At 72.8% G+C, this 13757-nt stretch carries 9 protein-coding genes; 3 read left to right on the top strand and 6 right to left on the bottom strand.

Features of this window, described 5'->3' with window-relative positions; translation table 11 throughout:
- Positions 1–144 precede the first annotated feature (144 nt).
- The 6 genes from ACPPVO_RS00175 to ACPPVO_RS00150 all read right to left on the bottom strand — a co-directional run bounded on the left by ACPPVO_RS00175 (position 145) and on the right by ACPPVO_RS00150 (position 9244).
- Positions 145–567, bottom strand: coding sequence for a chaplin family protein (locus tag ACPPVO_RS00175; RefSeq protein ID WP_426509052.1), 423 nt, complete (start codon positions 565–567; stop codon positions 145–147).
- Positions 568–689: 122 nt separating this feature from the next.
- Complete coding sequence (locus ACPPVO_RS00170) at positions 690–1583, bottom strand: hydroxymethylglutaryl-CoA lyase (protein ID WP_426509050.1); 894 nt, start codon at positions 1581–1583, stop codon at positions 690–692.
- A complete protein-coding gene (locus tag ACPPVO_RS00165) occupies positions 1580–2929 on the bottom strand; it encodes an acetyl-CoA carboxylase biotin carboxylase subunit (RefSeq protein ID WP_426509048.1) in 1350 nt (449 codons plus the stop codon). The genes ACPPVO_RS00170 and ACPPVO_RS00165 overlap by 4 nt, the downstream gene beginning before the upstream one ends.
- A gap of 158 nt (positions 2930–3087) precedes the next feature.
- Entirely contained in the window at positions 3088–3732 is a 645-nt protein-coding gene (locus tag ACPPVO_RS00160) for a TetR/AcrR family transcriptional regulator (protein ID WP_360368012.1), read from the bottom strand.
- A gap of 912 nt (positions 3733–4644) precedes the next feature.
- Positions 4645–7479 carry a hypothetical protein gene (locus ACPPVO_RS00155; RefSeq protein ID WP_426509046.1) on the bottom strand — a complete coding sequence of 945 codons (2835 nt, stop codon included), beginning with the start codon at positions 7477–7479 and terminating at the stop codon, positions 4645–4647.
- Positions 7469–9244, bottom strand: a complete 1776-nt coding sequence (locus ACPPVO_RS00150) for an HSP90 family protein (RefSeq protein ID WP_426509044.1) — start codon at positions 9242–9244, stop codon at positions 7469–7471. Before ACPPVO_RS00150 ends, ACPPVO_RS00155 begins: the two co-directional genes overlap by 11 nt.
- A 54-nt stretch (positions 9245–9298) precedes the next feature.
- Between ACPPVO_RS00150 and ACPPVO_RS00145 the strand changes: the two genes are divergently transcribed.
- From ACPPVO_RS00145 to ACPPVO_RS00135, 3 genes are all read left to right on the top strand, one after another.
- On the top strand, positions 9299–10180 hold the full coding sequence (locus tag ACPPVO_RS00145) for an ADP-ribosylglycohydrolase family protein (protein ID WP_426509042.1): 882 nt from the start codon (positions 9299–9301) through the stop codon (positions 10178–10180).
- Between the two features lie 205 nt (positions 10181–10385).
- Positions 10386–12788, top strand: a complete 2403-nt coding sequence (locus ACPPVO_RS00140; protein WP_426509040.1) for a glycosyltransferase — start codon at positions 10386–10388, stop codon at positions 12786–12788.
- The gene (locus tag ACPPVO_RS00135; protein ID WP_426509038.1) at positions 12778–13728 is read left to right on the top strand and encodes a hypothetical protein; all 951 of its coding nucleotides are present in this window, start codon (positions 12778–12780) and stop codon (positions 13726–13728) included. The genes ACPPVO_RS00140 and ACPPVO_RS00135 overlap by 11 nt, the downstream gene beginning before the upstream one ends.
- Positions 13729–13757: the final 29 nt, after the last annotated feature.

The raw sequence follows: 13757 nt of genomic DNA, 5'->3' as shown, positions 1-13757 counted from the left end.
CGATCGTTCATGTCTAACGATCGTTCAGGCTAGCCGACGCAGAGGTGAAGTTCCAACCTTCGTGAGGGACCGCTACCGGACACGGGTCGGCGTGCGCCATAGGGTCCGGGTACCCCATGCGGATCAGGGGGTACCGCTATCGCGTCAGCAGGAGTAGGCGAGCGCCCCGCCCGAGCTCTGGGCCTGCGAGAATCCCAGGACCGAGACGGCGTTGCCGCTGATGTTGATCGGCACCTGGAGCGTCGTGTCGAACTGGTTGCCGTTCAGCAGGCCCGCGTTGTACCCGGTGGTCCAGTCGCTGCAGCCACCCTTGACCGCGGTCGCGCCGCCGCCACCGTTGCCGTTGCCCCGGCCGTCGTGGTGACGGTGACCACGGCCGCCGCCGTTGTCCCAGCCGCCGTTGTCGTCGCCGTTGTCCCAGCCACCATTGTCGTCGCCGTTGCCCTGGCCGTTGCCGGAACCGTTGTACCCGTTGTCGTCGCCGACACCGTTGGTCCCGCCGTTGCCGTAGCCGGCGTCGTTGGCGGCGGCCGTGCGCGGGTTGCGCTCGCTCCTCGACTGGGCCATGTCCGCCTCTCAGTACGGGCTCAATGTCGGGCATACGCCCCACATGTGACTCTTTCCGTACTGAGCAACGAACCGCCCCGGCCAGGGACACGCCACAACACCGGGCGAATCGGACACAAGCCTCACAGGGGGAGGCGCGGACCCGCCTTGAGCACGCCCGACGGGAGCTCGCGGCCGACGATTTCCTGGGCCAGCCGCGCGGCCTCCAGCAGCTCGCCGAGGTCGACCCCGGTGTCGTACCCCATGTCGTGCAGCATGTGCACCACCTCCTCGGTGGCCACGTTGCCGGTGGCGCCCGGCGCGTAGGGGCACCCGCCGAGCCCGCCCACGCTCGCGTCGAACTCGGTGACCCCCAGGCGCAGCGCGGTCAGGATGTTGGCCAGCGCCGTACCCCGGGTGTTGTGGAAGTGCAGCAGCAGCGGCAGGTCGGCATGGCGCTCCCGGACCAGGCCGACGACGTCCTCGACCCTTCGCGGCGTGCCCATCCCGGTGGTGTCGCCGAACGCCACCCGGTCGGCGCCGTCGGCCACCACGCGGTCGACGATCCCGGCGACCCGCGCGGGGTCGACGTCGCCCTCGAACGGGCAGCCGAAGCTGGTCGCGATGATCACCTCGGCGCTCGCCCCGGCCGAGTGGAGCAGCTCGATGAGCCCGGCGATGTCGTCGAGCGACTCGCCGGTCGAGCGGTTCACGTTGCGCCGGTTGTGCGTGTCGGACGCGGAGACGACGACCTCGATCTCGGTGAACCCCGCGGCGAGCGCGCGCTCGGCGCCCTTGCTGTTGGGCACCAGCGCGCTGTACCGAACCCGGGGGTTCTTCTTTGCTCTTTCCCACACCTCGCCGGCGTCCGCCATCTGGGGGATCGCCTTGGGGTGGACGAACGAGACCGCCTCGATCCGCCCGACCCCGGTGCCGGAGAGCGCGTCGAGCAGCCGCACCTTCGCCTCGGCCGGGACGGGGTCCTCGTTCTGCAGCCCGTCACGCGGGCCCACCTCACGAATGGACAGGAACGTCATTTCTTGCCCTCCCGCATCCGCCCGACGATGCCGGTGTCGTAGTCGCCGCCGACGAACTCGGGGTTGTCCAGCAGCTCGGCGAAGAAGGCCAGGTTCACCTTCGGCCCGGCGATCTCGAACCCGGCGACCGCGGCGCGGAGCCGGCGCAGCGCGTCGGTCCGGTCGGCGCCGTGCACGACCAGCTTCGCCATCAGCGAGTCGTAGTTCGGCGTCACGAGGTTGCCGGCGGTGTACCCCGAGTCGACCCGCACGCCCTCGCCGGCCGGCTCGACCCAGGTGGTGATCGCGCCCGGCCCGGGCAGGAAGCGCCGGGGGTCCTCGGCGTTGACCCGCACCTCGATCGCGTGCCCGGTGACGGTCAGCGCGTCCGGGTCGAAGCCCGGCGCGAGCCCGGAGGCGACGCGCAGCTGCTCCTCGACCAGGTCGAGGCCGAACACCGCCTCGGTGACCGGGTGTTCGACCTGCAACCGCGTGTTCATCTCGAGGAAGAAGAACTGCCCGGCGGCCGGGTCGAACAGGCACTCGACGGTGCCGGCGTTGCGGTACGCGACCGCCTCCCCCGCCCGCACGGCCGCCTGCAGCAGTTCGCTTCGCTGCTGCGGGGTCAGCGCGGGCGACGGGCTCTCCTCGACGAGCTTCTGGTTGCGCCGCTGCACGGAGCACTCGCGCTCGCCCAGCGCCACGACCCGCCCGTCGGCCAACCCCAGAATTTGTACCTCGATGTGCCTGACCCGCGGGAAGTAGCGCTCGATCAGCACCGAACCGTCGCCGAACATCCGCTCCGCGAAGGCGCGCACCTTCTCGTACTCCGCACGCAGCCCGCCGGCGTCCTCGGCGACCGCCATGCCCATGCCCCCGCCGCCGGCCGCGGCCTTGACCATGACCGGGAACCCGATCGCCACGGCCGCCTCCAGCGCCGCGTCCGCGCTCGTCGCCGGGTCGGTGGTGCCGGGCGCCACGGGTACACCCGCCGCCGCCATCAGGTTGCGAGCGTTGATCTTGTCGCCCATCGCCGCGATCGCCTCGGGCCCGGGCCCCACCCAGATCAGCCCGTTGTCGACGACGGCCCGGGCGAAGGCCGCGTTCTCCGACAGAAAGCCGTACCCCGGGTGGATCGCCTCGGCGCCGGTCGCCTTCGCCGCGGCGAGGACGGCCTCGGCGTTGCGGTAGGACTGGGCCGGGTTCGCGGGCCCGATCGGCACCGCCTCGTCCGCCTCTTTCACGAAGGGCAGATCGGCGTCCGCCTCCGAGTACACCGCGATGGTCCGCACATCGAGCCGCCGCGCGGTGCGCAGGATCCGGCGGGCGATCTCACCTCGGTTCGCGACGAGCAACGAGCTCAGCATGTCGGCGTCTCTCCTGTGGACAACTCTGTGGAAAGGAATGCGGCGCCCCTGTGGATAACCCGCTTTACCCAGGTCATCACGGTGACGCTCGTCGTTACTTCGGTTGGCCGGCCATCCCCCGGGCGTTCAACCACACGACGCATTCCCGTCCGCCCGAGTTAGCCCTGCAACGCCGAGAGCGTCGCGGCGCGCAGCAGCTCGGCGCGGCGGGTGCGGTCGACCTCGCCCCCGAGGAACGGCGTCGAGTTCATGAGACCGAACGCGGCGTGCGCCAGGACCCGGGCCTCGCCGTCGTTGAGCTCCCCGGACCGCAGCGAGGTCAGGGTGCTGACCCACTCCTCCACGTAGAGGCGCTGGAGCCGCCGGATCTGCCGCCGCGGCTCCTCGGGCAGCCGGTCGAGCTCGTGCAGGTGCAGCGCGATGACCGCGGGGTTGGCGAGCGCAAACTCGACGTGGAAGTCCACGAGCGCGGCGAGCGCGGCGCGGGGGTCGTCGCCGGCCTCGACGATGTGCGCCTGCCCGCCGGCGAGCAGCTGCTCACTGACCGGAATGAGCGCGGCCGCGAGCATGGCTTCCTTGCCCGCAAAGTGGTGGTACAGCGCGGGCCCGGTAACCCCGGCGGCCGCCCCGATGTCGTCCATGGAAACGCCGTGATACCCGCGCGCGGCGAAGAGCCCGACGGCGATCTCGAGGATCTCGTCGCGCCGCGAACGCCGCCGAGGCTGACCGCCCTGCTGCTGACCAGCGGCCCCGGCCCCGCGAGACTGAGCGGGCGGACGTACGGCTTGCCGTTCCAGCGTCATTGGAAAAGCCTATCCCCCTGTCAAGCCTGCGGCTGAACGCTCGTTAAGTACTGTACCTCTAGCTCGCTGGCGCTCGCGGTGGGGGAGCTTCGCTCCACCCACACCCCCTCAAGATCTACGCCAGCGCAATCGATCGACTAACGGGCGCGCGATGACGGGGCCGCCACGCTCGCGACGACACGACTCGGGCATTGCGCGTCTGTGCACGCCAGCGGGCGTATTCGCACGGCCCGGCCGCACCGACCCCCGCGCCGCACGGACCCCCGCCGCACGAATCTCCGCGCCATACGAATCCCCGCGCCATACGGACCTCCGCGCCGCACGAGACCCCGCGCCACACGGGCCCCGCCGCATGGACCGCCGCCGCACGGCCCAACCCCCGACCCTCACAGGGCCGCCGACCTCGCGAGACAACCGGCCCTCACGGCGGCCGCCAACCCTCACCGCGCGACCCGTGCCGCGCACGGCGCAGGCTCCGCACAGCGCAGACGCCGCGCGCGGCCGGGGAGCCGCACAGATCACTGCCACACGGACATTGCGCAGCTCGTGACGACTCCACGCCCAGGCTCCGCACAGCGCACGCCGCTCGCGGCCGGGAAGCCGCGCACATCAAAGCCACACGCACATTGCGCGGCGCCAGGTCCACCCAACAACGCGCAGCGCAACGCCTGCGCACACGTGGCAAGGCGCGACACAGCGCCCGACCCGCGCTGTGCGGAACGAGCCGCCAGATTCGCCGCCACGGGGCCGCTGTACCATCCAAATGGTATTTATGCCCTGTCGGGGTATAAATCCGATAAGTCGCGGCGCGGAGCGCCCGACTTATCGACCAACCAGGAACTCGGCGAGCATCACGAGGACCAGCGCCGCCAGCATGCAAGCGCCCCGATACCGGCCTCCGCGGACAAAGACCTAAGCCAGATACTTGCCCCGGACCTCGTCCGCCTCCTCCGACCGCCCCTGCGCCTCCAGCGACTCCGCCAGCATCCACGCCGAGTTCTGCTCCAGCTGCGACCCCCGCGGCGCCGCCCCCAGCACCGACCGCAACCGCACCTCGGCCCCGGCCGGGTCTCCCGCGCGCATCAACGTCTCCGCGTGCAAGAAGTCCGCGTCCAGGGCGTCACTCAGCGAGCCGATCGACCGCAGCGCCTCCGCCGCCCCCGCCGAGCGCGCCGCGGCCTCGTCCAGGCGGCCCGCGCCGATGTAAATGCGCGCCGCGTCGCTGTTCAGCATGGCGCGCTGCCAGATGAGCCAGGGCTCGGACGCGTCGACCTGGCCGTTGAGGGAGTGCGACAGGTCGTCGGCCTCCGCGAGGGCGTCCAGCGCGGCCTCGATGTCGCCCGCCCAGCGCAGGGACAAGGCCCGCAAACGGCGGGTGTACATCTCCGCCTGCACGATGCCCGCCGCGCGGAACGCCTCCGAGGCGGCCGCGAACCGCTCTGCGGCCTGGGCGTCGCGGTCGGCCTCGTAGAGCATTTGGCCCGCCTCCTGCAGCATGCGGCCCCGCGCCGGGAGGTTGTCGTAGCCGTCGAGGTTTGCCGCGAGCGTCTCCAGCAGGCCGAGTGCCAGGTCGAGCTCGTCCAGCTCGCGGTACACCCGGGAGAGCAGGTACCGCGTCTGGTCCGCCTGTTCCTGGGCGCCGGCGCGGTCGAGGGCGTCCAGGGCGCTCTCCGCCGCCTCGGCCGCGTCCGTGGGCTGGCCGGCCTGGTGGTACGCGGTGGCGAGGTCGTAGCGCAGCAGCGCCGCCGGCACGTCTTCGCCGTGGGCGACGTGGTCGGCGACCGCCTCGACGAGGTCGTCGACGGCGGCGGCCGGGCGGTCGGCGGCGAGGCGGGAGCGGGCCCGGCCCACGAGCGCGGAGAGCCGGTAGTTGCGGTCGGAGGCGAGCGTGAGGGCCTGGTCGAAGCCGGCGGTCGCGTCGTCGAAGCGCTCGAGGTTGCCCAGCGCGTGGGCGCGGATGAGGGCCGGGATGCCGGCCGCGGGCGGGGTGCCGATCTCGGCGTACTGCCGCAGCGCCTCCTCCGCCGTGGCCACCGCCTCGTCGTACCGCTCCAGCATGAGCAGGGCCCGGGAGCGCCGGGACACGAGCTCGGCCCGCAGCGTGGCCTTCGGCGGCTCCTCGGCGATGGCGGCGTCGATGGCCGCGAGCGCCTCGTCCGGCCGCTCCAGCCGCATCAGCGCGCCCTCGGCCCGCAGCCGCGCCTCGGCCCGCAGGTCGGCGTCGGCGCCGGGGTGGGCCACGATCCGCTCGGTCAGCGTGGTGAGCTCGGCCAGCATCACCTCGTCGGCCTCGCGGGCCAGAGCCTCCCGAGACTCGGCGGCGAGCGCCTGCACGTCGTGGCCGAGCGCGCGAACCTCGTGACCGAGGGCCTGCGCCTCCTGGCCGAGCGCCCGATGGGCCCGGGCCGTCTCCTGGAACAGGGCCCCGGCCGCCGGCCCGCCGTCGTCGCGGATGGCGGTGAGCCGGGCCTGCCCGTCGAGGCGGCGCACGGCCAGCTCGGGCGGCGGCTCGGGGTGCAGCTCGTCGAAGCGGGCGAACGCGGCCTCGACGGCGTCGATCCGATGCTCGTCGTACAGCACCCAGGCCCGGTCCATGAGCGCCGCCGCGTCGGTGGGCAGCTCCTCGACGGGCACGGCCGCAGCGGTGGCGGCCGGGGTCGCGGCCTCGGTGCGGCGCGCGACGGCGCTGAGCGGCAGCTGCCCGATCAGCGGCGGCGCGCCGAGCAGCGCCTCGATCCGCTCGGAGACCGCGGCCGAGCCGTTGCGCTCGTCGAACTTGGCCGACCACTCGCGGGCCCGCGCGGCGAGGCGGGCGCCGAGCTCGCCGGCGGTCGTCGTGCCCAGCGGCAGGGCCGGGTCGATCCGGCCGAGCAGCAGCGCCGACGCGGCGCAGAACCACATCTCGGCCTGCGGGCTGGGCGCGCGCTCCAGCCACGGCAGGTGCCGCTGCACGATCTCCAGGCCGCGGGTCTCGTTGCCGGTCCGGGCGCAGAACTCGATGTGGTCGGCGATGCTCTGCATGTCGGCGAGGTTGCCGCGCAGCCGCCGGTAGGCCTGCCGGTGCGCGTCCGCGGCCTCGCTCAGCCGGCCGGTGCGCACGTAGGGCACCATCAGCGAGGTCAGGATCGACTGCGGCTGCTCGACGCAGGTCAACCGGCCGGCGAGGACCGGGGCGGCCATCGCCACCGCCTCCTCGTCGCGGCCCCGGCCGACGAGGTGGTCGACCTTCTCACCCGGGTCGCAGCCGGCGCAGTCGGAGTTCTGGTCGCGGGGCGCGGCGCTCCACTTGCCGTACCAGTCGTCGGCCGCCGGGTCGCCCACGTGCGCGGCGACCTGGTACCGGTACGCGTACACGGCGTGCAGGCTGTGCCCGCCCGCGCGGAACCGGCGTTCCATGTCGTCGAGCACGTCGTAGGTGCGCCCCAGCGGCACGGCGGGGAACTTCAGCAGGCCGTTGACCATGTACTTGAAGTGCCAGAGCAGCATGTGCTCGTCCTGCTCGTCGAAGCGCTCCGGGTGCGCGTCGTACTCCGAGCGGCACCACGAGAACGTCACGAACGACTTGGCCGTCTCCCCGCCGTGCACGTAGGCCGTGGTCGCGAACAGCCGCGAGGCCAGCCGCAGCTCGTCGTGGCCGCCCGCATCGGCGTGCTGCATGACCTGCTCCACGAGCGCGATCTGGGCGCCGCCGTAGGGCATCTGGTAGGCCTCACGGAGCAGCGACCACAGCTCCTCTTCAGTCTTCATGTCCGACCGCCTTGTTGAGCAGGCCCAGGAACGAGCCGTTGAGCAGCGCGGCGTCGGCCGGCCGCAGCGGATGGTGGCCCAGCAGCAGGGCCTGGCCGTAGAGCCCCTCGACCGCGAGCCGCACCAGGTCGGCGTCGGGGATCTCGGTGACCCGCCGCACGAGCGGGTTGCGGTAGTTGAGCACCAGCTGGGAGCGGTCCTGCTCGTCGGTGCGGGCCAGCGCGTCGAGCACGTCGGCCCACACGTCGTCGACGCGCTCGCGGGTGGCCCGCAGGTCGGCCGCGAAGGAGGCCGAGCGGCTGGTGAGGTACATCGCCGGAACCCCCGCCGGGTCGAAGGCGCGCAGCACCACCTCGCACCCGAGGCGGTCCAGCGCCCGCTGGGCCAGCTGCACGAAGGGCCGCTTGGCCAGCTCGACCTCGGGCTCGAGCGCGTCGAACGCGGTGCTCAGGTCGCCCGGCTCGACGCGCTCGATGAGCGCGCCCGGCTCGACGTGCGGCAGCCGCTCGATGATCTCGGTGTCGTAGATGTATCCGGCGTTGACCAGCGGCATCCCTTGCGCCGCGGCGACCGCGCCGATCTGGCGGAACTCGTCGAGCTGGGCCGAGTAGCGCACCAGGCCGTGCTGGGCGCGGAAGTCGGCGAGCGTCATCCGGCCGGCGTTGGTCTCCATCGGCCACCAGCGCTCGACCAGGCGCAGCATCTCGTCGTCGTGCAGCGCGAGCGCCTTGACCCCGAGGTGGTGCACGTCGAGGAACTCCCCCAGCCGGCGCGGGTTGCGCCCGGCCAGCTGCATCAGCCAGCCGCGCAGCTGGTCGCCGAGCGCCTCGCGGGCGGCCTCCAGCAGCGAGTCCTCGTAGAGCGCCTCGCGGCTGGCGGTCGGGCGCAGCTCGCTGGTGTCGATCACGCAGCGGGCGAAGAACGCCCAGGGCGGCAGCACCCCCTCGGCCCCCTCGGCCAGCAGCATGCGCTTGAGATAGACCCGATGCCCGGCCCGGGCCGCCGGATTCGCCGGCGTGGGCAGCACGAACGCGACCCCGGTCAGCCCGGACTCGGGCACCGTCAGGTCGATCACGTCGAAGGGCACAAAACCGAAAACCTCGCGGCAGTACTCGCTGAGCCTCTCCCGCCGCCCCGCGGCGCCCGGCGCCCAGGGCAACCCGTCCCCGCTCACGGGCACGCCGGCGATCTCGACCCGGAAGGGCAGCAGCGAGCCGTAGAGCGCGGCCAGCTCGGCGACCGTGCGCCGCTTGAGCCACTCCTCGGCGTCGCGGCGCGGGATGAGGGTGACCGTGGTGCCGACGTCCGCGCGGTGCTGGTCGTCGGTCTGGACGCTGTAGCGGCCGTCCGCATACCCGCGCCAGAGCACCGCCGGCCCGCCCTCGGCCCGGGTCAGCACCCGGATCTCGTCGGCGACGAGGAAGCAGGACAGCAGGCCGATGCCGAACTGCCCGAGGAAGTCGTGGCGGGCGAAGCCGAGGTCGTCGCGCTTGGAGCTGCGCCCGATGGTGGCGAGGAACTGGTGCACCTGCTCCTCGGTGAGCCCGATGCCGGTGTCGATGACCCGCAGGGTGCCGTCGCCGGTGACGTCGGGCGGCTCGATGCGGATCGCCGCGGGCGCGCCCGGGTCGTCCGCGCGCCGGGCCGTGATCGCATCGACGGCGTTCTGCAGCAGCTCCCGGACGTAGACCCGGGGGCTGGCGTAGAGGTGGTGGCTGAGCAGGTCGACGATGCCGCGCAGGTCCACTTGGAACGTCCGATCCACGCGGGCACGCTACCTCGTGGGTCTGACATTTCCCGCCCCGTTTATCTTCGGTCGATGAATCGTCACGCCGCGGCCGCGAGTCTGACCGGTCTGTCCGTCGGCGACGCACTGGGTGCGCCGTTCGAGATGAAGCCCGCGCTGGCCGACGGCGCGGTGTTCGAGCCGCCGCCGGCGCCCTGGCGCTGGACCGACGACACCGAGATGGCCTGCACGCTGCTGGAGGCGCTCGAGCGCGACGGGCGGGTCGACCAGGACCGGCTGGCGCTCGCGTTCGCGCGGCGGTGGAGCGCGGACCGCGGGTACGGCCGCGGCGCCGTTTCTCTGCTGGCCTCGATCCGCGACGGGGTGCCGTGGCGCACGGCGGCGGGCGCGCTGTTCTCCGGGCGCGGGTCGGCCGGCAACGGCGCCGCGATGCGGGTCGCGCCCCTGGGCGCCTTCTTCTCGGCCGACCCGGACCTGGCCGCGCGCGAGGCGGTGCTCTCCGCGGAGGTGACCCACCGGCACCCGGAGGGCGTGGCCGGCGCGGTCGCGGTCGCCCTCGCCGCCGCGCACGCCGCCGGCGACCGGGCCGGGGACCCCCCGGGGCTGCTGCGTGCCGTACTGCACCACCTGCCGCCGTCGGACGTCCGCGACGGCATCGGCCGCGCGACCCGCATCGCGCCGGGCACCGACCCGCGCGTGGCCGCGGCCGACCTCGGCAACGGCTCGCACGCGCTGGCGCAGGACACGGTGCCGTTCGCGCTGTGGGCGGCGGCCGCGCACTTCGGGGACTACCCGGCGGCGCTGGAGGCCTGTGTGCGGGCGGGTGGCGACGTCGACTCGATGTGCGCCATCACCGGCGGGATCGTCGCGGCCCGGGTCGGTACCGCCGGCATTCCTCGTGATTGGATCGTCGCCCGTGAACCGCTCCCGGATTGGCTCCAGGCACCCACGTAACCGTACGTGGTCAATGGGCCGTCGCGCAGGCAAATGCAAGATATTGACCATTATCGTTGGTTTACGCGGGGTGAAATCGGGCATGAGCTGCTGATGGACCCCGTTCGGGCCCGTTCCTCATCCGGGCGAATGAAGGTTTTTCGGAGTCGCCCGGGGTAACAATGTGCTCATGCCACACCCTGCCGCGACCTATCGACTCGGTATCGTGTCGACCTATCTGCCTCGCCAATGCGGTCTCGCGACGTACACCGCGGACCTCCGCGAGGCGCTGGGTGTCGCCACCGACGATCTGGAATCAGTCGTCGTGGCCATCGACCGTGACGGGCTCACCTACGGCGACGAGGTCGTCGCCACCATCACCCAGGACCGCATCGAGGACTACTCGTCGGCGGTCCGCGTCCTGCGCGAAGCCGGCGTCCAGGTCGTGCTGATCCAGCACGAGTACGGGATCTTCGGGGGTCCGGACGGCTCGCACCTGCTCGAGCTCACCCGCGCGCTCAACGCGTGCGGCATCCCGTACCTGTTGACGCTGCACACCGTGCTGCCGCACCCGTCGCCGGGCCAGGCCGCCACGCTGCGCGCGCTGTGCGCCCGCGCCGCCCGCGTCACGGTGTTCACCGAGACCGCGCGCCGGGTCGCCATCCGCACCGGCATCGCCGCCGGCCACCAGCTGATCGTGGTCCCGCACGGCGCGCCCGACGCGATGCGCCGCCCACCCGCGGCCGACACGCTGCGGCCGGCCCTGCGCGACCTGCTCGACACCGTGCGGGGCAAGCCGACGCTCACCACTTTCGGCCTGCTGGGCAAGGGCAAGGGCATCGACATCGCGATCGACGCGCTCGCCGAGGTCGTGCGCAAGCACCCCGACGTGCAGTACATCGTCGCCGGTACGACCCATCCCGAGATCAAGCGGCAGGAGGGCGAGGTCTACCGCGACAGCCTGCACGAGCAGGTCCGGCGGCTGGGGCTGACCGGCAACGTGCACTTCGTCGACGCCTTCCTGGCCCTCGACGAGCTCTCCGCGATCCTGCACGCGAGCACGCTGTTCGTCACGCCGTACCGCCAGCCCGAGCAGATCTGCTCGGGCGCGCTCACGTTCGCGCTGGGCGCGGGGCTGCCCGCGGTCTCGACGGCGTACTCCTACGCGGAGGACATGCTGGCCGGCGGGGCCGGTCGCGTCGTGCCGATCGGCGACGGGGCCGCGCTCGGCGCCGAGATCATCGACCTGCTCGGCGACGCCCGGGCCCTCGCCGCGGCCAAGACGGTCGCCGAGGCGTGCGCGGCCTGGCTGCCGTGGCCCGCGGTCGCCGCCCGCGAGGCGGACCTCATCGCCGACGTCGTGCGCCAGTCCGAGGCGGCCAGCGCCCGCCCGGGGCACGCGACCGCGGCCGCGCCGCCGCTCAACCTCGACCATCTCGTCCGGCTCACCGACGAGATCGGCATCATCCAGTTCGCCACGGGCCCGAACCCGGAGCTGTCCTCCGGCTACTGCGTCGACGACGTGGCCCGGCTGGCGATCGTGGCCGCGGACCTGCTCGCGGTCGGCACCGACGCGCGGCAGACCGCGGAGGCGACCCGCTGGCTGCGGCAGTCGATCCGGTTCCTGACCGCGGCCTACGACCCGTCCGGGGCGATGCACAACGTGCTCAGCTACGGCGGCACCTGGCAGGACTGGCCGCACATGGGCGACCACGTCGGGCGTACCGTCTGGGCGCTGGGCGTGCTCGTGGGCACTCCGGCGGTACCGGACGACATCCGCCGGCCGGCCGCGGCGCTGCTGGACGAGCTCGGCCCGCGCACCGATGCGCTCGGCGCGCTCGGCCTGCGCTCCGCGGCGTACGCGCTGATCGGCCTCGCCCGCGCCGGCCGCACGGAGCTGGCCGCCCCGCTGCTCAACCGGCTCGACGAGGCGCTCGTGGAGACGTCGACGGCCGACCCGGCCTGGCGCTGGTTCGAGCCCGAGCTGACCTACGACAACGCCCGCCTGCCCCAGGCGATGCTCCTCGGCGCGGCGCTGCTGGAGGACGACGCCGCGGCCACGCGGGCCCTCGCCGCCCTCGACTGGTACGCCCAGCACGTGGGCCTCGCCGACGGCACCCTGCGCTGCGTCGGCAACAAGTGGCACCACCGGGGCGAGCCGTCGGGGCTGTGGGTGGCCGACGACGGCGACGAGCAGCCGCTGGACGCGGCCGCGGTGACCGAGGCGCTCGTGGACGCCTGGCAGCACACGTCCGACCCGCACCTCGCGGGGCTGGCCGGCTGGGCGTTCGCGTGGTTCCTGGGCCGCAACCGGGCCGGGGCTCGCATGTACGTCGACGCGACCGGGGCGTGCCATGACGGTTTGTCGTCCACTGAACCAAATGGGAACCAAGGGGCCGAGTCCACGCTAGCCTATTACCAAGCGCTCTTCAGCCTTCTCCGGGCCGGTTTGGCCGCCCTGCCGCATCCTGTGGCGGCTACGACGCCGGTCCCGACCTCCTTGCCGACCGCTACGCTCGCCAAGCCCACCAACAAGGGGCGAGTGGTCGGACGGGCGTCGGCGGGCTTCAGCGCGACCGCGACACCGCCCCGTCTGCGTTCCACGGAGGACCATTCCGATGCACTTTGACGCGGAGCTCTTCCATCGGGAAGCCGCGAACCCCCTGCTGAACGCGGGGGACTGGCCCTATCCGATCAACAGTGTCTTCAACCCGGGCGCCTGCATGCACAACGGCGACACGGTCCTGCTCTGCCGGATCGAGGACCGCCGCGGCATCTCCCACCTGACCGTCGCCCGCAGCAAGGACGGGCGCACCGGCTGGGTCGTGGAGGGCAAGCCGCTCATCGCCGACGACCCCACCGACGCCCACAGCTGCTGGGGCGTGGAGGACCCGCGGGTCACGTACGTCGAGGAGCTCGGCGGCTACGTGATCGCCTACACGGCGTACGGACCGGGCGGCCCCTGCGTCGGGCTGGCCCGGACCGAGGACTTCCAGACCGTCGAGTCCCTGGGCATCGTCATGCCGCCCGAGGACAAGAACGCCTCGCTGCTCCCACGCAAGATCAACGGCGACTACGTGCTGTTCCACCGGCCCGTGTCGGTCCTGTCGGCCCGCGCCGACGTGTGGCTGTCCAAGTCCAAGGACCTGCGCTCGTGGACGACGCCCGAGCCGGTGATGCAGTCGCGCTCCGGCCCCTGGTGGGACGCCACCCGGATCGGCATGGGCCCGCCGCCGGTCGAGACGCCGCACGGCTGGCTCGCGGTGTACCACGGCGTGAAGCAGATGGTCGCGACGTCGATCTACCGCGTCGGCCTGGTCATGCTCGACCTGGACGACCCGACCAAGGTCATCCGTCGTACCCCGAGCTGGGTGCTCGGCCCCGACGCCGACTACGAGCGCGTCGGGGACGTGCCCAACGTGGTCTTCCCGACCGGCCTGGTCCACGACGAGACCCACGACGAGCTGCGGATGTACTACGGCGCGGCGGACCTCACCGTGGCGATGGCGAGCGCCAAGTACTCGGAGGTCGTCGACTACCTGGTCTCACTGCCACCCGAGGACGAGTAACGCGGTGCGGGGCCCGGTCTCCGGCCACC

It is taken from the genome of Dactylosporangium sp. McL0621, from assembly GCF_049995355.1.
GTDB lineage: Bacteria > Actinomycetota > Actinomycetes > Mycobacteriales > Micromonosporaceae > Dactylosporangium.
The sequence above is the reverse complement of the archived record's forward strand: the minus strand, read 5'-3'. Positions and strand labels throughout refer to the sequence as shown.